A 19,814-nucleotide genomic window follows, 5' to 3' on the forward strand; every position below is an offset into this window, starting at 1 on the left:
TCCCGGCGCCCCTGCGGCCCCGGGGGGGGGGGGGTGTCCGGGCCGCGGGTGGGTGCCGTGTTGTTGGGGGGGGTGCTGGTAACTCCCGGCCCTCGCCACTCACGAGGTCTCTGCGAGAGGGCGCGGCGGGGATGACCCGCGCCCCCACCCCCCGCGCCGGGGGTCCGGTTCCCGGCCCGGCGTAGGGGTACCGGGCCGGGAACCGGCGAGCGATACGGTTTTCCCTCCCTGGAAACCGGACCGCCCGGTCTGGGTCAGGCCGTCGTGGACAGCCGGCTCACCCGGTCGAACACGAGCGGCACCGCGACGGCGGGGTTCAGTTCGGCGAGGACCGCTTCCGCGTCCAAACCGGGCAAGTGGATCCACGCGCTGTCGGCGAAGTCCGGGGTCGTGACGCTGATCCGGGCGCAGCGGGCGGGCGGGACCAGCGCGACCCCGAACGGCTCGACCACGTTGCGCCACACGGATTGCGAGACGATCATCCCGGCACCGAACTTGTCACCCGTCGGATCCGAACGGCACCAGTAGCCCACGGCGTCGTTGAAGGTCGAGGCGCACAGCAGCCGGGTCAGCGTGATGTACGTGCGGTGGTAGCGGTGGTTGTCCGCCATCGGTCCCATGTGGACCGCCACCCGCGCCCGCATCGGGACCCTGGCGTAGCGGTTGCGGGTCCGGAGCAGATGGTCCAGGTGGAACGCGACCTCGCAGAGCTGCCCGACGGCGTGGTCCGGATACGCGACCATCAGCCCGTCCCCGGTCTCCCGGAAGTGACGCGCTTCCCCCGGGGCGAGCCCGACCGCGTTGAACGAGCGGGACACCAGCGTTTCCATCTCGGTCTTCATCGGGTCCAGCAGATCGTCGCTGGCCTTGGACGAACCGACGATGTCGACGGAAAGCACGGCGTGGGTGTGCGCGTTGTAATGGCCTGAGGTCAGCACCTGCATCTCTGCGACCCCTCCCCTGATCGGTGAAAACTGGCGGCAGGAAGCAGTGTTCCCACTCCTCACCGGAAGTTCTGTTCGGAACCGAACAAAACATGACCTCGCGATGGTCAACGCCAGTGAGCTAAGTCACACCTTTTTCCGTGATCACCCGCAATGCCTCGCGGTCGATGACGGTGATCGCACGGCGCGAACTGGCCACAACTCCCGCCTTCCGCAGCTTGTCCAACGCCTGCGCGACCATGGTCCGGCCCATCGGGATGAACTGCGCCAGTTCGTCCTGGCTCAACGGGATCCCGATCCGCCAGCCGGCGGGTGTCCGGATGCCACAGACGTCGACGAGGTAGTCCAGCCGGGTCGCGACCCGCGCCACCGCCTGCGGTTTCCACGATTGGGTCCGCTGCCGCTGGGCGAGCACGAACCGGCGGGCGACGCTGACGAGCACCTCGCGCATCGCCGCCGGATGATCCAGCAGGAACCGGTTGAACTCGCTCGCCGCGATGCGCCGGACGTGCACCTCCTCGATGGCGACCACGTCGGCCATCCGGATCCCGCCCGCGATCACCGCGATCTCGCCGTGCAGATCGCCGGGCACCCCGACGTCGAGGATGACCGTCGCGCCCATCCGGTCGGCGCTGGTCACCTTCACGTAGCCGTACCGCAGCAACATGACGAAGTCGCCGGGCTCGCCCGCCCGCATCAGCGCCTGTCTGCCCTCGTAGGTCTGCGGGGTCCCCATCTCCAGCAACCGGGCGCGGACGGATTCGTCCAGCCGCTCCAGGAACGGACGTTCTCTCTCTTCGGCGGCCTCCTGGCCCAAACCCACGAAACACCCTCCCAGGCAGTCGTGAACACCTATCGCGGAGAGTAACCGAGCCGGCCACCCGATCCGGCGGCGGAACCGTCGTGGGTGGTGAAGATGCCCAGCCGGACCAGTTCCGATCTGATCCACTCGGCCAACCGGTGCAACGGTCCGTCTTCGGCCTCGACGAAATAGCTGTCCACGATCTGGTGTCGCCTATCGGCGTGTTTCGCCGCATAAAGCAGCGCTGACCGTACCTCCGAAACCTTCAGCGGAGCGACCTTGATCCCCGGAGCGGGCCGCACGGTGCTTTTGGCGGCCATCACCGCCAGCACGGCCTCCTCCAGGCTGAACCGGTGCTCCACCGGCACGACCACATGTTCCACGCCCTCGACAACCCGGCGCCCGATCAACGGCATGCTGTCAGATCAGCATGACGCACGGCCGTAGTCTGTTCGGCACCGAACACTCACCCCGGTTCGACCGCCCGGAGGGCCTCTTCGAGCGTTTCCCGGTACAGCCCCATCCGTTCGACGAGCATCACCGGATCGGGGTTCTCGTCGCCCGCGTGTCGTTCCAGCTTCTCGGTGGTCTGCTTCACCGTCACCCGCAGTTCGACGACTTCGGCGGTGTTCCGGTTCTTGTGTTCTTCGAGTCGGGCCACCGCCCGGCGGAAGGCTCCGGAAAGCTCGGTCTCGCCCGGCCGCACCCTTTCGATGGCCGTCAGTGCCCGGCCGAGCAGGCTGAAGTGGTCGTAGCCGGCGGGTTGCGGCGCACGCCTGGTCTCCCGCGCCGGCCTGGGCCGCCTGCCGTTCAGCACGAAGAACGCGGTTTCGGCCGGGACAAGCACGGCCAGCGCGGCGACCGCGGCGAAGAGCCAGGCCTGCGGATGCGGATAGGTCACCGCGCGGCCGATCATCCCGGCGATCAGGGCGAGCACCACCGCGACGACGTGGAACGGCCGGTTGTCGTGGTCGGCCATGTCAGAAGTTGCTGAAGACGTTGACGAACATCTTGTCGATGCCGTGCGGGTCGACGGCCTGATAGCTGCGGGCCTTGGACTTCTGCGCGATCTCGTCGAGGACCCGGCTGTCGGCCTGCGCGCCGTAGGCCATGGTGAAGATGCGGACGGAGTTGTCCAGCCGCTCGGCGTCGACGTTCTGCAGCACCTGCTCCCTCGTCCCGGCTTCGGTGTTCTCGCCGTCGGTCAGGAAGACGACGGCGTTGATGAGATTCGGATCGAACTCGCGCCGCATCTTGTCATTGGCCGCCATCACCGTCTGGTACAGCGCCGTATCCCCTTTCGGGGTCAGGTTCTCGACCAGCTGGAGCATCGGGCCGCGGACGTTCTTGACCTTGCCGATCGGCATCTTCTCCGCATACCCGTCCGAGAACGTCCACAGCCCGACCTCGTCTTCGGGATGCAGGTACTCGAGCTGTTTCCGGATCGCGGGTTTGAGCAGGGCGATCCGGCTCTCGGAGTACGGCTTGTCCTTGCGGTTCTTGTCGAACGGCTCGTTCATCGAACCGGACAGGTCCAGTACCAGCAGGATCCGGCCTCGCCGCTGCGTGTACTCCCAGCCGTCCAGCATCTTCTGGATCTGCTCGCCGGTGGGGACGCCGATCTTCGGCGGCTCCTGGGTCCCCTGGGTGCCCACGATCCCGGCCAGATCCGGGCCGGCGTTGCCGCCGGGGTCGCGGAACCCGAGATCGCGGAACCGGTTCTGCTGGCCGTCTTCCAGGAGGAAGTCGTAGAAGTCCTTGGCCGCGGCCTGCTGCTCCGGCGACGCGCTCGCGGTGACCAGGAAGGGATGGTCGATCAGCATCGTCCCTTCCTTGGGATGCACGGCGACCAGCGGGCGCAGCGGCGCGACGGGGTTCGCGTTCAGCTGCGCCGGATCCCCGGTCGGCACGCCGCGGTTGTAGAGGTAGACCATCTGCTCCTGCATCGCCATCGCGCTGATGTAGGGCGTGGGCTTCTTGCGGTCCTCTTCGTACAGCGTCTTCAGGAAGGCCACCGAATCGTCGCTGTAGTAGGCGACCGACGCCTCGATCCCGCGGACGAACTGCACGGCCTCCGCGGTGCCGATCTTGCCGTAGTCGCCGCCCGTCGCGGCGAAGTAGGTCGCGATGGTCGCCGCGAGCCCGGACGTCGAGCGCCGCGGATTGTCCTTGCCGAGCGTGAAGTTGCCCCACTTCGCGTACTCCGCGCCTTTCGAGGCCCAGCCGCCGTCCCGGTTCACCTCCAGGACGTCGCTCCAGCCGAGGCTCTTTCCCGGCCAGCCCATCGCCTTGGCCATCGGTTCCGGCATCGCGATCACCATCGGGCTGGTCGCGAGCGAGGTCTTCGGCCCGGACTTGATCCGCTCGCCCTTCCCCCGCTGCCGCAGCAGATCGAGCCAGAGCGACGAACTGGGCAGCCAGACCTGTGGCTCGGGCTGGTGCTGGTCGATGTCGTTCCAGCCGTCGGCGATGAGGTCGAGCGTGGCGCCCGAGGTCTTCTTGTACGCCTCGATCTTCGCGCACCGGCCGCCGTCGAACGTCCGGCCGGTGTTGTTGTACCGCCCGGCCAGCTCGGCGATCAGATCGCCCTTCTCCGTGGAGGAACTGGTGACCAGCCGGACGCAATCGGTCCTGGCCGCGTTCGAGGGCGGGGTGACCGCGGTCGCGAGCAGGACGATCACGAGTGTCCCGACGAGCGCGCCGAAGACGAGCGAAAGCCAGCCTGATCTCCGCATGCGCCGCCCCCTAGCCGTCGTAGCGGGCAAGTGTAGCTACAACGTGGATCCCGGTTCCGTCTCCTCGGTCACCAGATCGTAGGTTTCGAAACTGAAGCGGGCGAGAGTGCCCACCCAATTCCGGTAAACCTGTAGATCATCGAAGGATTCGGCGTCTAGCCGCCATTCAGGTGGAAAGGCGTCGCGCGACGATTCCCCGGCGGAAAGCGCGATGAACGTGGCACGCGCGGCGTCCGGATCGGCGACCAGCAGGGCCAGCAGGACGAGCACCGCGCGATAGGGGCCGCCGACGAACGCCTCCAGTTCCGCGTCCGGGATTCCGATCCGCACGAGCCGGTAGAGGTTGACCAGTTTCCGGATCTCGCGCGGCGTGTTCAGCTTTTTCCGCAGCACGTGGACGAAATCGCGTTCGACCTCGGTGAGCCGCAACCGATCCGGCCGCATGTTGTAGAACGTCGGCGGGGCGGTGTCCTGGACGACGACCTCCACCGGTTCACCGCGTTCGCGGGCGCTCTCGTCCTCCGGCCATTCTTCGTGCGCGGGCGGCCGCGATTCCCCTTCGCCGATCGGCATCAGGGCGTCGATCAGCTCGTCCGCCGCGCTTCCCATGGGCCGCAGGGCGAACACGATCTGGAAGATCTTGTCGAGGTACTCCGTCCGGCGTTCCTCCCCCGCGCCGAACAGTTCTTCGTGCTGCTGGTCGAGGCATCGCCGCAGCCACCGCGGGTCGACGGCCACCACCACGACGAACGCGGGCAGCGCCAGCAACAGGTGCACCGCGGCCAGCACTTCGATCACCTTCGACGGCGGGCAGCGGTCGAGATCGTCAATGTAGAGCACGATCCGTTCCAGTGGCGGCCTGCCCTTTCCGCCCGCCAGCAGCCATTGCTCCCGCGCGTCGGCCAGATCGGCGCTCAGGCCCGCGAGATCCTCGCGGACCCGGGCGAAAACCCCTTGGTAGTCCCCGTATCTTCCGGACTTCGCCTCCTCGATCAGATCGCCGAGCCTGCCGGCCGCGTCCAAGCGCCGGAGCCGTTCCTCGGTCTCCCGCACCTCGGTCTCGAACCGTTCCTCGCGTTTGTCGACGTCGTGCCGCAGTTTGTCCAATGTGGACTTCACCGGCGCGAGGGCGGCCCTGGCGGTGGTGAGCGCCGGGGTCAGCACGGCGCCGAGCGCGACCACGGCACCCGCGGCGGCGAGGATCGCGTTGTGCCACAAGGCCCAGCCGGTGATCGCCGCGGCGATGCCGAGCACTCCGGCCACCGCGTAGCCCGCCACCGCGAGCCGTCGCCGCCGTCGTTCGGCCCGGTCCACCCCGGATACCAGGAGCCGCCAGCGCCAAGTGAGCGGAGAGTCCGCCTTGACGGCCTTCAGCCCCGCGAGCCTGGTCCGCAGCTCTTCGCGTTCGGCGTGGACCTCACCGGCGTCCGCGTGCGCCTCGGGCGCGCCGAGATTGCGGAACAGATGGTCCACCAGCCCGACCCACAGATGGTCGTCGTGGTACTGCCAGGCGTTGAACCGGATCTGCCGGATCTCACCGGCGAACACGCTGGTGGCGGCGTCGCCGCGGGACCGGCTGGCCAGTTCGGCCACCCGGTCCGTCACCTGCCGGACGAAACTCGATTTGCCGGAACCCCATGGCCCCAGCAGCGCGATGCACAGCGGCGGGCTGGTCTCGCGGTCGGCGATGACCGCGGCGAGGGTGCGCACGTCGTCGTGGAAACCGATCAGGTCGACCGGGCTTTCGACGTCGGGCGTGATCCTCGGCCGCGCCCGGCCCGGTTCGGGCTCGACGAAACCGGTGCCGTCGATCTGCTTGCCGAAGCGGTCCCACACCCGGATCGTGCGGTCGTCCCCGACCGTGACGATCTTCTCGTCGCCGGCGGTGCAGGCGATCGCCCGGACGTTCCCCTGATGTCCCTTGAGGAGCGTGTACTCCCGCGGGTCTTCGATCTCGCGGACCCGGACCTCGCCGTCGGAACCGCCGGAGAGCACCAGTTTGCCGTCGGCGCCGAAGGCCAGCGCCCGCACCACCCCGGTGTGCGCGGGGAAGACGAGGGCGGGATCGCCCTTGCGTCCCCACAACCGGACCGTGTCGCCGTCGGCGGACAGCACCTGCTCGCCGTCGGGCGAGATCGCGATCACGTGGATCGCGCCCACCCCGCCGAACCGGTAGTGGGAAACGACTTCCTTGTTCCACAACCGCACGCCACCGGCGTCGTCCCCGGCGACGACGAACCGGCCGTCCGGGGTCACCGCGACCGATTCGACCTCCGGGCCGCCGGTGCGCAGGCCGCGTACCGTCGTGCCGTCCAGCCGCCGCACCTCGACGGTGCTCCCCGCGCCGGACACGACGAAGTCCCTCGCCACCGCGACCGCCACGGTCCGTTTGGTGGTCTGGACCTTCACGGGATAGGCCTCGGTGCCGGCGATCCGCCAGCTCCGCACGGTCGCCCCATCGCAACCGACCACGTGCTGACCCGAGATACCCACCGCCAGCACCGGCCGATCATGGCCGCTCAGCGCGAATTTCTGCGCTCCGGTCTCCAGGTCCCAGACCCGGACCGTCCGGTCCGCGCCCCCGGTGACCAGCCGGTTTCCCTTCACCGCGACCGCGAGGATCGGTTCTTCGTGTCCGGTGAAACGCGCCGTCGTCATAACGGCACAGTCTTCCGGTCGCGTCAAGATCATGGTTAACGACAGGCGACTATCGGCGGGTACCCCGAGCGCCGCGACAGGTTCAGTGTCGACACTGCTCCGAAATTCCAGCACGCCTTAACGCGAGGAGTTCAACGTGCTTCGACGTACCTTCGCCGCGGTGCTCACCGGCGCCGCGCTCTCCGTCTCGGTGCTTTCGGCACCCTCCGCCGGCGCCGCCGAGATCATGGCGACCACCCTGACCTACGACGACAGCCAGGCCGCGGAGTTCAAGGACGCGGTGGCCGCCGGCGTCAACGTCTGGAACACCAACGTCACCAACGTCCGCATCGTCAAGGCGACGCCGGGCCAGCGGGTCAACATCAGGGTCATCGCCGACAACGGCTGGCCGCGCGCGACGCTCGGCCCGGTCCGCCCCGGCGGCACGGTCACCGTGTGGATGGGCAGGCAGGCCGTCCAGCAGGGCTATCACACGCCCCGCATCGCTTCCCACGAACTCGGGCACAGCCTCGGCCTGCCCGACGTGAAGCCCGGCCCGTGCTCGTCGCTGATGTCCGGCTCGACCGGTGGCGTCAGCTGCACCAACGTGAACCCCAACGCGCAGGAGAAGGCCAGGGTCCAGCAGCTCTACGCCGGCACCGCCGTGCAGAGCGCCGACGCGGGCAAGGTCCTCGCGGACATCGGCTGACCCCCGCGCCAGGGGGTGCCCGCCCGGCACCCCCTGGCCCCGATGTCCCCCTAGCCGTTCGCCGTGATCGCCGCCGCCGGGCACGACTGCACGGCGTCACCGATCCCGGCCGGTTCCGGGTCCAGCAACCGGACCCGGCCGTCCTCCTCGTCCTGTTCGAACACCTCTGGCGCGGTCAAGACGCACATTCCGGCGCCCACACAGCGTTCCCGGTCCACTTCGAGCCTCATCGCGGTCAGCCCCAGGCCACCGGGAGCGCGTACACCCCGTAGATGTCGGAGTCCGTCCGCATCGGGATCTCGTCGGCCCGAACGGCCAGGCGCAGCTTCGGGAACCGGGCGAGAAGGCCGCTGAAGGCGACCTTCATCTGCACGCGCGCGAGCTGCTGGCCGAGACACTGGTGCACCCCGTGCCCGAAGGCCCCGTGCCCGGCGGCGTTCCGGCGGACGTCGAGCCGGTCCGGCTCCGGGAACTTCAGCGGATCGCGGTTGGCGGCCTGGGCCGACAGTGCGACCGCTTCCCCGGCTTTGACGAGCTGCCCGCCGATCTCGACGTCTTCCAGCGCGGTGCGCACCCCGGTGTGCGTGATGGTCAGATAGCGCAACAGTTCCTCGATCGCGCCTTCGACGAGTTCCGGGTCCTCGCGCAGGGCCGCGAGCTGGTCCGGGTTCTGCAGCAGCGCGAAAGTACCCAGCGCGAGCATGTTGGCCGTGGTGTCCAGGCCCGCGCCCAGCAGGAGGAACGCGATGCTGGTCAGTTCCTCGTCGGTGAGTTCGGTGGTCGTCAGTTCGCCGAGGATGTCGTCGGTCGGGTCCGCGCGTTTCGCCAGGATGAGTTTGTAGAGGTACTCCCCCAGCGTGTTGATGGCGGCTCCCTGCTCCTCGGCCGAGGCGTCCGGCCGGTTCAGCGGCATGACGTTGCGACGGAAGAACTCGTGGTCTTCGTAAGGGACGCCGAGCAGCTCGCAGATCATCAGCGCCGGAATGGGCTGCGCGAAGGCCGTCACCAGATCGGCCGTCGTTCCCTGCCGCTCCATCGCGTCGAGGTGCTCGGTGGTCACCTGCTCGATCCGCTCGGAGAGCAGCCGCATCCGGCGGACGGTGAACTTGCCGGTGAGCAGTTTGCGGTAGCGGCCGTGCTCGGGATCGTCCATTTTGATGAACAGGCCCGGTGCCGCGGGCGGCATCTCCATCATCGCGGCCGCGCCCGGCAGCGGGGTCTGCATCAGCTCCTGCCGGGAGCTGAATCGCGGATCCGCGAGAACGGCCCGGACGATCGCGTGCCCCGTCGCGAGCCAGCCTTCATGACCGTTAGGGAACGTCAGCCGGGCCAGCGGATGCTCGTCGCGCAGTGTGCCGAGCTCGGCGGGCGGATCGAACGGGCACCCCTTCGGCCGCTCGAGGGGCAGCTCGGTGAGATGTGGGACCGAGGTGGTCATTTCTGTTCCTCCCAGTTTCAGTGATACTCAAAGGCTACGTTGCATTTAAATTCCCCTCAAAGCTACGTACTGGCTCATTTGCCGTTGTCGCTGGTAGATTTCCGGAAATCGTTGCAACGATCCTGTCGGTGAATGCAACGACTTGTTGCAATGAGCTGCGGGTGAACGCATAGGAGGTGCCCATGCCGGGCGGCAGACTGACCCAGGAGGACCGTCGCCTGATCGCGACCTGGCTCAAGGACGGCCTCGGTTACGCCGAGATCGCACGGCGGCTCGGGCGTCCGACGTCGACGATCAGCCGCGAGGTGGCGCGCAACAGCGGCCAGTCCGGCTATCGCGCCGAAGAAGCCAACCGCGTGACCGGAGAACGCGCGCGACGCCGCAAACCCCGGCCGCGCATCGCACCCGTCGTCGAAAACGGCTACGGCCGCGACCCCGAAGCCGTACGCGCCTTCGAAACCGAGTTCGCCGAAATGATCGTGGCGACCGGACTCCCCCGCATGACCGCACGGCTCCTCGCCTGCCTGTCGGTCACCGACGACGGCGTGCTCAGCGCCGCCGAACTCGCCCGACGGCTTCAGGTCAGCCCGGCCTCGATCTCGAACGCCGTCGCCTACCTGGAAGCACAGGCGATGCTCAGGCGGGAACGGGACGGGCGGCGGGAACGCTACGTCATCGACGAGGAGATGCCGCAACGGGTGTGGGCCGAAAGCGTGCGGTCGAACCGGGAATGGGTGCGGATCTCGCGCCGTGGCGCCGAAGTCCTCGGCACTTCGACCCCCGCGGGTGCCCGCATGGACGACCTCTCGAGGTTTCACGCGCGTATCAACGAGATCATGCTCGACGACCGGGTCGCTGTGTTCGCCGGCGACGCCTTGACCGTGCTCGCCGCGCTTCTGCATTCCGGGCGCGCCCTGCCCGTTCCGGCTCTCGCGGACGCGCTGGGCTGGCCCTCCGATCGGGTCGCGACCGCTTTACGTGTGGCGGAGGAACATCCGCATATCGCGGGCCCGGTGCGGGTGGTTTCCTGCGGTGGGGAGTATCGGGCGGTTCCTTCGGTGGAACGGCTTACGGCTGGGCAGTTGGCGGCTTTGGGGTCTTGAGCTGGGTCGGATGGTCGCGGCCTGTTGCCGTTTTCCGGCGACGCGTCGAACGGCGACTTTGGCGGCAATAGCTCCCGAAAGGCCATGCGGTCCTCAGCGCACACGCCATCCATCACCGCTCACCAACGGCACGGTCGACTAGCCGATTTGTCAGCGGCGGCCCATGAAGAACCCGCCGCATGCAGCCCGTCCGTCGCCGCTTTCCGGCAACGGTGCTCAGAACGGTGGCGGTTCGTCGGCGAGCGGCGTCCTTGGGCGGGGCATGTGCAGCGGCGGGGGTGAGCTGTCGTAGCGGCGACCGGTCGGGGTGGTGATGGTGAGGGTGCCGTCGGCGGCGAGGTGGTGGATCCAGCCGGGTTCGTCTTTGAGGCGGTGGTCTCGTCGGCAGAGGTCGACGAGTTCGTCGGCGTTGGTGTGTCCGCCGTGTTGCCAGGGCACCGAATGATCGATGTCGCAGGCTTGCGCGGGACGGTGGCAGCCGGGTCTTCGGCATTCGCGGTCCCGGACGCGGACGAACTCGTCCAATCCGGCGGTGGGCCGGTATCGATCCCGCCCGAGGTCGAGGACCTGGCCGGAGAGCGAGTCGGTGATGATGCGGCGCAGCACGGTGTTCGGACCGGAGGCGATGTGCCGGGCCAGTGCTGCGGGGATGGTGCCGTGTCCGGCCAGTTCGGCGGGGTCGTCGTTGAGACCCAGGTACGTGAACAGATCCATGTACAGGAACACTTCAGTGCGTTCACCGGTGCCGCCTTGGCCCCCGAGCAGGAGGTCGAGCGCGACGTCGGCGCGCAGCTGCTCCAGCGTGCGGGCCTCCTCGCCGGTCTTGAGCGCCCGTGCTTCCCTGTCGATGCGCCGGTACGCGGCGGTGACTTTCTCGACCGGACCGTCTTCGACCTCGATCGACGCCACTCCCGTTTCACCCTGCCGCAAGGTCAGGCGACGGCCTTCACGATGCCGTTCGGCCCGCGCTTCGGCGCCCTCGCGGTCGACGGTGGTCGCCGCGTGGTTCGCCGCTTTCCGGATCTGATCAGGGTTCCTGCCCGGTAACCGCTCCTCAAGGAGCGCATCGACGGTGCGGGCGTCCTCGTCCGACAGCCACGCGGTGGCCGCGGCGACCTTCATCGCGCCGAAACCGCTCACTTCTCCTTGGTCCATCAGGGACAGGGTGCGGGGCAGGCGGGTGGTCAACGCGTCGGCCCCGGCGACCATCGCACCGGCATGATTGTCCACAAGGGACAGATCTAAGGCGACTTCCTGTGTGACACTCCGCGCCCCGTCGCGATGCCGGTTCAGCTGGGCCAGCGCCCGGAAGCGGACCGCTTCCAGCCGCGCGATCCCCGCCGTCGCAGCTTGCGCGACAGCGACGGAATCCTTGTCGTCCAATGAAGTGACCGAAGCGTTCAGCGCTTCGAGCACCTCGGGGTCGGTGATTCTTTCCAGTAGCGCCACAGGCGCGGAATGTGTGTCCACCCCACGACCATAAGACCGGCCACCGACAGTTTCCGGTCTTACGGCCGGGGGACGAATTGCCGATTTTCGGCAATGGTAAATCGTCAATCGCCGACTTCCTGCGACGATGCTGCGTGCCGCAGTGTGGCATCGCCGAATCTCGGCAACGAGGACACGCCGGCTTCAGCCACCATGCAGCGCCGCCGAAAGGCTTTCCCGGCGGACGAACCCGCCCACCGGGAAAGCCCTACATCACGTCCCGCACGACCATCCGTTCCGAAGCCCGCTCAATGGCGGCCTCCACCGCACCGACCCGGTCCGCTAGCAAGCCCACAGCGCCGACAGCTCGGCTCATCGGGTCCTCGTCGTCCCCGCCCAGCGCTTGCGCACGCAGGTAAGCCGCCTTCACGTCCGCCCACCGTTGCGCCTGCGAGGCGCTCAGCCGTCCGCGTAGTTCGGCCAGTTTGAGCAGGTTGGCTTCGGCGCCCGAGGTCAGGGTCTGCGCTTCGCCGGCGTAGTGGTCGTCGATCAGCGCTTCCAGCTCGGCGTCGTTCATCGCGGGTACGATCCGGCCGGCGAGCTTGTTCATGTTGCGGTACGAGCCTTGCAGCTGGAACGGCGGCTCGACCCGGGAAGCGTCCGCCTGCGCCGCGGAAGCGATGTACGCCTGGTTGTTCGTCAGGACGACCCGTTGCACCTTGATCAGCTTTCGCAGCACGGCGAGGATCTGCTCCAGTTCGGTCGCCGAGTACGCGTGTTTCAGCTGATCCGCCCGCGCCGAACCGTCGCCGCGGGCCAGCCGCACCAGAACGTCCACATCGGACCGTTCGCGGGAGACCAGCGGAGCGAGCACGGTGTTGGCGGTGAGCGAGTTTTCGATGTAGCTCAGCGCGAACAGTTCTTCCTTGCCCGACAGGACATCGCCGAGGTTCCACACGTCGGCACGGTTGGCGAGCATGTCCGGGATCCGGAAACGTTTGCCCTGTTCGGTGTACGGGTTGCCCGCCATGCAGACGGCGAACCGCTTGCCCCGCAGGTCATACGTCCGCGTCCGGCCTTCCCACACGCCTTCCATCCGCCGCTGCGCGTCGCACAGCGAGATGAACTTCTGCAGCAATTCCGGCGACGTGTGCTGGATGTCGTCCAGGTACAACAACACGTTGTTGCCCTGCTCCAGCGCGAACGAGATCTTCTCGACCTCTTGCCGCGCCGTCGCGTTGGGCGCGTCCGCCGGATCCACCGACGTGACCTCGTGCCCGAGCGCGGGTCCGTTCACCTTCACGAACACCAAACCGAGACGGCTCGCGACGTACTCCATGAGCGTCGTCTTGCCGTAGCCGGGCGGCGAGATGAGCAGCAGCAGACCGGATTGGTCGGTGCGCCGCGCGTCACCCGTGGCGCCGAGCTGTTTCGCGAGGTTGTCGCCGATCAGCGGCAGATAGACCTCGTCGAGCAGCCTGTTGCGCACGAAGGCGCTCATCACCTTCGGCTTGTACTCCGACAGCCGCAGCCTGTCCCGTTCGGCCGCCACCAGGTCGTTGCGCAACCGTTGATACGCCCGGAAACCGGGGACGCGGTCGCGCCGGAACCGGCGTGTCCTGGCCAGCGTCTCGTCGAGCCGCAGGGTCAGCGACCGGTTGACGATCCGCGGATGCGAGCCGAGCAGACCGTCCACAGTGGCCGAAAGCTCCGCCGAGGAGTCATACCGTGGCAGGTCGGCCAGTTCGATCGCGACGGCCTCCGCCAGCTCGTCGTCCGGCAGCCCAGCGGAGTCCACAAAGGACCGTAGCCAGGCTTCGGCCAGCTGGTGACGATCCGCGAGGTCTTCGAGCGCACGCAGATCCTCGGCGAAACTCCGGCGGTCCAGACGGAACTTGTCGAGCAGCGACCGCGCGCCACCGCTGGTGACGAACCCCGGCGACGCGTCGGCCAGTTCCTCGAACAGATATTCGCCGGCGAGTTCGAGATCCAGCGTCAACCCGGAGGACGTCGCGAAGGCGGCCATCGCCTCGGTGAGTTCCCGTGCCAGCGCGTCGATCGCCGTCGTATGCCCGAACGCCTCCCGCACCCGCGCGAGCGACGTGGCACGCGTGGTCCAGGCGGACTTCGCCGCTTCTTCGGCACCGAATGCCCAGAACAGCTGGGCGGCGGCCCTTGAGGAAGGCGGATACCGCAGCAGCCCGGCGGCGGAACGCAGGCGCAACAGCACGGTCAAGATCGCGGCGGCGTCGTGGTCGTGCACGCCGCGCGCGTAACCCTCGTCGTAACGATCCCCCGCGACACGACGGACGACCTCCAGCAGAGCGCCGTCCTGCAGATCCGGCTGTTCGGCCAGAATCGACGTCGCCAGATACTCGGCGCGGTAGACCTCGGCCGTCTCCGAGACCAGCAGCTGGTCCCAATACGGCCGCGTCTCCTCGAACGAGGGATCCCGCACCGGCGAGCGATAGTCGGTGCCGGTGATGGCGAACTTCATCCCGCCTTCGTGCGGCACCAGGGTGAGGTCGATGTCCTGTGTGTTGACCGCGAAGGTGTTGCGGCCAAGGCGGATCGTCTCGCCGCCCTCGCCGTAGAGGTCCAGCCTGTCGCGCAGTGCGCGCCCGGCTTCCTGACGTGCGGCCTTGACCCGGCCTTCCAGCTCTTCGGCGCGCACCTGGTCGCCGAGTTCGCGCAGTTCGGCGACGACGCTGCGCAGCTTCGCGACCATCGGGTCGGAGGCGAAGTAGGTGTTGATCTCGTCGACCGAGCCGAGCGTGCCGACCCTGCGGGTCACGCTCGTGAGGATCCGCTCGGCCGAATCGACCAGCCGGTCCGCGCGCCGCGCCCGTTCGTCGAGCAGCGCCTGCTTGCGCGAGGAGAACGCCTCGTAGACGTCGGTGCGCTTCTCGCCGAGCGACGCCAGGAAATCGTCGAACTCCCCGAACCGCGATTCGAGGTTTTCCAGCTGCAGCAGCAATCTGCCGAGTTGCTCGTCGCAGCGGTCCGGCGTGTCCGCGACCGCGAGCCCGCCGGTGATCGCCTGCGCGAGCAGCGCGAACTCGGCCGCGAACTCCGCCCGGCCCTCGGTCTCCAGCAGTTCCTTGCGCCGGCCTTCGAGGGTGGCCCGGGCCCGGTTGACCGCGCCGATGACCTCGCCGACGCGTTCGAGGATCTTCGTCCGCACCACGGCGTCCGCGATCTCCAGCCCGCCGACGACGTCGGTGAGGACTTCGAGCCCGCCGGACTGCTCGTCCAGCTGCTCGGCGACCGGGACCGCTTCGGCGACGGTGGAGATCGCACCCGCCGCCTCGATGAGGCCGTCGACCTCGGCGTGATAGCTCGTGAACGCGTCCTCGCCCTGCAGGAACCGGACGGCACGCTGCGCGGCCTCGCCGAACTCCTTGTCGAGATCGGCGATCAGCTTGTCGACCCGCACGGTGTCGGCGTACCGCAGCTCCCGCACGGTGACGAGATGTCCGCGTGCGCGGTGCATGTCGGCGAGCCGGCGCACCCACGCGTCGGCCGCGTTCAGCGCCTCGCCACGCACCCTGCGCACGAGCGACGCGGTCTCGGCGGCCGCCTCTTCGACGGCTTCGGCCGCCTGCGCGGTGAGCGAGGTGACCGTCTCGAATTCGTCGAGCACCTGCTCCGCGGTGACCCGGACGTCCGACAGCGGCGACCGCAGATCGCCGAGTTCGGCCTCGCCGAGCCAGTGGTAGTGGTCGAAAACCCGCGCGCACGCGGCGATCAAGGCTTCGAACACCGCCGCCGACGGCGCCATCTCCTCGACCATCCGGCCGATCGAGAGGCAGTCGGAGATCCCGCGGACCAGATCGGCGTTGCCGATCCGCTCCAGCGGCCCGGTTCCCGCCGGCTGCGACGCGGCGTACGTATCCGATTGGAACGGCGTCCGCCACACCTGCATCGGGTGCACGCGGCTCGGCTCCTCGGACAGCGCGCGGAACAGCACCATCGTGCCGTCGTCGAAGAGCGAGTACCCGTGGCACGGGATCGGATTCGAGACCTCTTTGCGGATCACGTTGTACGGCAGGAGCAGCGAGCGTCCGTCGGCCCGCGCGTGGAAGACGTAGAGCACGTCCTCCCCGTTGGGCGAGCGGATCACGCGCTCGAATTCGAGACCGTCCACAGTGGTGTCGAACGTCTTGCTGACACCCGTGTCGAGGTAGTAGCCGCCGGGGAAGATGATCCCGTGGTCTTCGGGCAGCCGCTGGCACGCCTGTCCGATCCCGTCGAGGCGCACCACGTTCCGGGTGCGGGTGTTGAACACCAGGTACCGGTACCCGGTCTCCTTGTACGGCAGGATCCGCAGCAGGATCAGCGGACCGATCCTGGCGTAGGAGACCTCGGCGTCGGCGAGGCTCTGCAAGGGCTCGTCGACCGGTTCGGCGTAGACGCCTTCACCGGTCTCGGTGTTGTTCTCGACCTTGATCGTCAGGTTGCCCCCGACGGTCTCGACGAACACCTCGTCCTCGATCGAGATATGCGGATGCCGCCCGAGGACGTGCTGCTCGCGGCCGGTCTCGATCCATTCGAAGTCGTGCGACGGCGGGAAGACGTGGTCGCGCTCGCCCCGGCTGTCCACATAGGACACCTTGCCGTCGGCGGCGATCCCCCAGCGCAGCACGCGGATGTCCTCGGTGCGCGGGCCGATCTGGAACACCGCGAGCAGTTTGCCCTCGACCCGTCGCAGCTGCAGCAGCTTCGCCTGCCGGTAGTACCGGTACAGCTCGGCGAAATCGCGGACGAACTGCTCGTCGCGCAGCAGCTCCGGCAGCTCCTCCGCGGGAACGTCGTCGAAACGGAAGGCTTCTTCGTCATGGCTGAAGCCGTGCAGAGAGAAGACGTCGTCGACCGTCGTCTCGGGTTTGAGACCGATGAAGACGTTGTAGCCGAACAACATCCGCCCGCCGACCGACACGACGTCCCGCGGCACGCAGTTGTTCGCGGTGCGGATCCGCTCCGTGCCGATCAGCGCGAGCTGCGCGCTGCCGAAGACCCCGAGCCGCGCGGTGTTGAGCTCGTCCGCGCGTTTCGCCAGTTCGGCGGCCTGTGCGGCGAGCCGGGCGCGGAGCACCTCGTAGGTGCCCGCGTCCAGCTGCTCCGTTCCCGCCGCCGGTTCGGTCGTCGTCACTGCTTCGCGGGGGCGAGGGCGGCGACGGACTTGTCAGCCAGGCCGAGCCGCTGCGCCATGGCCAGCAGCTCCTGTACCTTGCCGCTGTCCGGACCGCCCGCCTGCAGCTGCTTGGCCAGGAAGGCCGACAGCGTCAGGTTCTTCACGTCCTCCGTGCTCACGGAGCCGACGAGTTTCGTCAGGTCGTCGGTGAAACTGCCCGAACCGTCGAGCCACGACTTCCCGAGGGTCTGGACGACGTCCGAGTGCTCGACGAAGCCGTCCACGCTCTTGCCGAGACCGATCGAGCCGATGACCTTCTCGAAGAACATCGTCTCGCCGCCGACGATGTCGATGTCGGCCTTCTCCAGCCCGATACCCAGTACCGTGGCCTGCGCCTCGGCGACCTCGCGCTGCACGTTGAGCGCGGCGAGCCGGATCTCCTTCTCGGCCTCCAGGCGCAGGCGGTACTCCTCGTGCTGGCGGCTCGCCGTGTCGAGCGCGGCCATCGCGGCGGCCTTCTCCGTGAGACCTTCCGCCTCGCCCTTGAGCTTGTCGCGCATGCCGTCGGCGAGCACGATCGCCTTCTCGCGCTCGACGATCGCCTCGGCGCGGCCGACCTTCTCCAGCGCGTCGGCGTCGCGTTCCTTGACCTGCGCCGCGGCCAGCCCGGCGGCGGCCTCCTCGGCCTGGATACCTTCGGCCAGACGGATCTTGGCGCGGGTGTCCAGCTCAGCGGCCTGCTGGCGAGCCTCGGCCAGCGTCAGCTCCTCGCGGGCCTTGTGCTTCGACGCGGCCTCGGCGGCTTCCGCGGCCTTGATGTCCTTGACGAGGTTTTCCTGTGCCTCCGCCTCGGCCCGGATGATGATCGCCGAGCGCTGGCGCTCCGCCTCTTCGACGACGCGGAGCTTCTTGATGTTCTCTTCCTGCTCCGCCACGGTCTTCTCGACCGCGATCCGCTCGCGGATCACCTCGGCGATCGACCGCTTCTCGGTCTCGATCTCCTTGTCCTTGGCGATCCGGGACAGCTCGGTCTCGCGTTCGCGGCCGATGACCTCGAGCAGCCGGTCCTTCTCGATGCGCTCGGTCTCGATGGCGATCACGCGTTCGCGGTTCTTGCCCGCGACCTCGATCTCACGCTGCTGGTTCTGGTGCTGGATGCCCAGCTGCTCGTCCGTGCGCAGTCCGGCGGCCTGCGATTTGAGCCGCTCCTCCGCCTGCACCTTGGCGATCTCGGCCTCTTCGCGGGCGCGCATGGTCTCGACCTCGCGGCGCTGCTTGATCTCGGCGTCGGCCTGCCGCCGCTCCAGTTCGAGGATCGCCTCCTTGGCGTCCACGTTCTGGCGGGTGATCTCTTTTTCCTCGCTGCGGCGGAACTCGTTGGTGCGCACGTGCTCGATCGCGGTCAGCTCGGTGATCTTGCGGATACCCTGCGCGTCGAGGATGTTCGCGGAGTCGAGCTGCGCCATCGGCGTCTGCTCGAGGTAGTCGATGGCCGCGTCCTCCAGGCTGTACCCGTTGAGGTCGGTGCCGATGACGCGGATGATCTGATCGCGGAATTCGTGGCGTTTGGTGTAGAGATCCACGAAGTCCAGCTGCTTGCCGACGGTTTTCAACGCCTCGGAGAACTTGGCGTTGAACAGCTCCTGCAGGGTCGCCTCGTCGCTGGCGCGTTCGGTGCCGATGGCCTGCGCGACCTTGATCACGTCCTCGACGGTCTTGTTGACCCGCACGAAGAACGAGATCCGGATGTCGGCGCGGATGTTGTCCCGGCAGATCAGGCCCTCACGGCCGGTCCGGGTGATCTCCATGGCCTTGACCGAGGTGTCCATGATCTCGGCCTTGTGCAGCACCGGCAGCACGATCGCACCGGTGAACGTCACGTCGACGCGGCGGACCTTCGAGATGATCAGTGCCTTACCCTGCGGCACCTTCTTGAACAACCTGGTGATCGTGAAGAGCAAGACCAGGAGGATGACAACTATCACGGCGATCAGAACGCCGGCCCCCACGCTGATGGCACCCATAGTGTTCCTTTTCTGCTTCAGATGTCCAAAGACTCGACCCAGAAGAACTCGCCTTCGGAGTCGTAGTCATAGAGAACTACGCGGCTGCCCGCCGTCAGGTTGCCTTCACCCGCCTGGCGAACGTCCACAATGGCCGTCGACCCGTCGGCGGCGGCGACTTCGGCCTGGCCGAAGTCGTGCGTGACCGACGAGGTGCGGATGACGGCCGCGCGGCCGACGAAATCCTGTCTGCTCGGCTCCCTGGCGGGGCCGAAAACGCGACGAAGCGGCACCACGATCACCCTCGTCCCGAGTGTGCCGAGGACGAGCGAGACGGCGAGGACGCCTGCCCCGAGCCCGTACCTCGATGGTGTCGAAAGCTCAAGGTCATCGAGAAGAACCGTCCCTGCCAGGCTGGCGAACCAGGTGAATGCGATCAGCAAAGAGAGCGAAATGGACAGTGGGACGCCGCCGAAGCCCGCCAGGAGCCCGTCGCCGCCGTCGAAGTCGTCGACGTCGACGGCACCGAACAGTGCCAGCAGCCAGTAGCCGATCACCACGATCAGCAGGAAGCTGAAGAGCACGGCCGGAAACCCCAGAGCCGCGGTGACGAACCCGCCCATCGCCGTCGTTCCCTCCCCATTACCCCGGGTCAGGACTATAACCAGCGCGTGAGGGCCGGCGGGCCGTTTTCGGCTACGACTGGGTCACGGTGTGCGGAAGCGTGCGGGCCCCCACCCCTGAATGCGGCCTGGCCGGGTGCCCTCGCCGCCTGGCCGGGGGTTGGGGGAGGCACACAGGCCGCGCTGAGTTTTTGGTGTAAGGGGGGGTGGACCACCCCCCCCCCCGAGGCCCGGCCGGGGGCGGCCCCAGCCCAGCGA

At 68.0% G+C, this 19,814-nt stretch carries 14 protein-coding genes; 2 read left to right on the forward strand and 12 right to left on the reverse strand.

The annotated features are described in order from the left end of the window. Positions 1-254 precede the first annotated feature (254 nt). The 6 genes from ACFWIW_RS15485 to ACFWIW_RS15510 form a co-directional block, all read right to left on the reverse strand. Positions 255-944, reverse strand: a complete 690-nt coding sequence (locus ACFWIW_RS15485) for a hypothetical protein (protein WP_016331765.1) — start codon at positions 942-944, stop codon at positions 255-257. Between the two features lie 121 nt (positions 945-1,065). Next, positions 1,066-1,767: a Crp/Fnr family transcriptional regulator gene (locus tag ACFWIW_RS15490; protein WP_378369041.1), complete on the reverse strand. Its 702-nt coding sequence runs from the start codon at positions 1,765-1,767 to the stop codon at positions 1,066-1,068. Between the two features lie 29 nt (positions 1,768-1,796). Continuing rightward, positions 1,797-2,162, reverse strand: coding sequence for a hypothetical protein (locus ACFWIW_RS15495; protein ID WP_016331763.1), 366 nt, complete (start codon positions 2,160-2,162; stop codon positions 1,797-1,799). Between the two features lie 50 nt (positions 2,163-2,212). Then, positions 2,213-2,725 carry a hypothetical protein gene (locus ACFWIW_RS15500; protein ID WP_378369042.1) on the reverse strand — a complete coding sequence of 171 codons (513 nt, stop codon included), beginning with the start codon at positions 2,723-2,725 and terminating at the stop codon, positions 2,213-2,215. Between the two features lies 1 nt (position 2,726). Next, the gene (locus ACFWIW_RS15505; RefSeq protein WP_378369043.1) at positions 2,727-4,481 is read right to left on the reverse strand and encodes a substrate-binding domain-containing protein; all 1,755 of its coding nucleotides are present in this window, start codon (positions 4,479-4,481) and stop codon (positions 2,727-2,729) included. A gap of 36 nt (positions 4,482-4,517) precedes the next feature. Continuing rightward, positions 4,518-7,139, reverse strand: coding sequence for a P-loop NTPase fold protein (locus tag ACFWIW_RS15510; RefSeq protein WP_378369044.1), 2,622 nt, complete (start codon positions 7,137-7,139; stop codon positions 4,518-4,520). 136 nt (positions 7,140-7,275) lie between these two features. Between ACFWIW_RS15510 and ACFWIW_RS15515 the strand changes: the two genes are divergently transcribed. Then, the gene (locus ACFWIW_RS15515) at positions 7,276-7,827 is read left to right on the forward strand and encodes a snapalysin family zinc-dependent metalloprotease (protein ID WP_378369045.1); all 552 of its coding nucleotides are present in this window, start codon (positions 7,276-7,278) and stop codon (positions 7,825-7,827) included. Positions 7,828-7,877: 50 nt separating this feature from the next. On the opposite strand, the gene ACFWIW_RS15520 is transcribed toward ACFWIW_RS15515, so the two are convergent. Next, a complete protein-coding gene (locus ACFWIW_RS15520) occupies positions 7,878-8,057 on the reverse strand; it encodes a ferredoxin (RefSeq protein ID WP_378369046.1) in 180 nt (59 codons plus the stop codon). A 5-nt stretch (positions 8,058-8,062) separates the two neighbouring features. Further along, complete coding sequence (locus tag ACFWIW_RS15525) at positions 8,063-9,265, reverse strand: cytochrome P450 (protein WP_378369047.1); 1,203 nt, start codon at positions 9,263-9,265, stop codon at positions 8,063-8,065. A gap of 182 nt (positions 9,266-9,447) precedes the next feature. Between ACFWIW_RS15525 and ACFWIW_RS15530 the strand changes: the two genes are divergently transcribed. After that, positions 9,448-10,368, forward strand: a complete 921-nt coding sequence (locus ACFWIW_RS15530; protein WP_378369048.1) for a helix-turn-helix domain-containing protein — start codon at positions 9,448-9,450, stop codon at positions 10,366-10,368. A 216-nt stretch (positions 10,369-10,584) separates the two neighbouring features. Here the strand turns inward: ACFWIW_RS15530 and ACFWIW_RS15535 are convergent, their stop codons facing one another. The 4 genes from ACFWIW_RS15535 to ACFWIW_RS15550 form a co-directional block, all read right to left on the reverse strand. Further along, on the reverse strand, positions 10,585-11,817 hold the full coding sequence (locus ACFWIW_RS15535; protein WP_378369056.1) for a DUF222 domain-containing protein: 1,233 nt from the start codon (positions 11,815-11,817) through the stop codon (positions 10,585-10,587). A gap of 247 nt (positions 11,818-12,064) precedes the next feature. Then, positions 12,065-16,948 (reverse strand): DNA repair ATPase, encoded by a 4,884-nt coding sequence (locus ACFWIW_RS15540; RefSeq protein ID WP_378369049.1) that lies wholly within the window; start codon positions 16,946-16,948, stop codon positions 12,065-12,067. Continuing rightward, positions 16,945-18,891 (reverse strand): flotillin family protein, encoded by a 1,947-nt coding sequence (locus tag ACFWIW_RS15545; protein ID WP_378369050.1) that lies wholly within the window; start codon positions 18,889-18,891, stop codon positions 16,945-16,947. Before ACFWIW_RS15545 ends, ACFWIW_RS15540 begins: the two co-directional genes overlap by 4 nt. 80 nt (positions 18,892-18,971) lie before the next feature. Further along, positions 18,972-19,556: a hypothetical protein gene (locus ACFWIW_RS15550; RefSeq protein WP_378369051.1), complete on the reverse strand. Its 585-nt coding sequence runs from the start codon at positions 19,554-19,556 to the stop codon at positions 18,972-18,974. Positions 19,557-19,814: the final 258 nt, after the last annotated feature.

This window comes from Amycolatopsis sp. NPDC058340 (assembly GCF_042723975.1).
In the GTDB taxonomy this organism is placed as follows: domain Bacteria; phylum Actinomycetota; class Actinomycetes; order Mycobacteriales; family Pseudonocardiaceae; genus Amycolatopsis.

Excerpts from the sequence above, each read along its gene's own strand:
- ACFWIW_RS15505 (WP_378369043.1), bottom strand. The coding sequence starts at position 4,481 with ATGCGGAGATCAGGCTGGCTTTCGCTCGTCTTCGGCGCGCTCGTCGGG.
- ACFWIW_RS15550 (WP_378369051.1), bottom strand. The coding sequence starts at position 19,556 with ATGGGCGGGTTCGTCACCGCGGCTCTGGGGTTTCCGGCCGTGCTCTTC.
- ACFWIW_RS15520 (WP_378369046.1), bottom strand. The coding sequence starts at position 8,057 with ATGAGGCTCGAAGTGGACCGGGAACGCTGTGTGGGCGCCGGAATGTGC.
- ACFWIW_RS15485 (WP_016331765.1), bottom strand. The coding sequence starts at position 944 with ATGCAGGTGCTGACCTCAGGCCATTACAACGCGCACACCCACGCCGTG.
- ACFWIW_RS15525 (WP_378369047.1), bottom strand. The coding sequence starts at position 9,265 with ATGACCACCTCGGTCCCACATCTCACCGAGCTGCCCCTCGAGCGGCCG.
- ACFWIW_RS15510 (WP_378369044.1), bottom strand. The coding sequence starts at position 7,139 with ATGACGACGGCGCGTTTCACCGGACACGAAGAACCGATCCTCGCGGTC.
- ACFWIW_RS15495 (WP_016331763.1), bottom strand. The coding sequence starts at position 2,162 with ATGCCGTTGATCGGGCGCCGGGTTGTCGAGGGCGTGGAACATGTGGTC.
- ACFWIW_RS15530 (WP_378369048.1), top strand. The coding sequence starts at position 9,448 with ATGCCGGGCGGCAGACTGACCCAGGAGGACCGTCGCCTGATCGCGACC.
- ACFWIW_RS15500 (WP_378369042.1), bottom strand. The coding sequence starts at position 2,725 with ATGGCCGACCACGACAACCGGCCGTTCCACGTCGTCGCGGTGGTGCTC.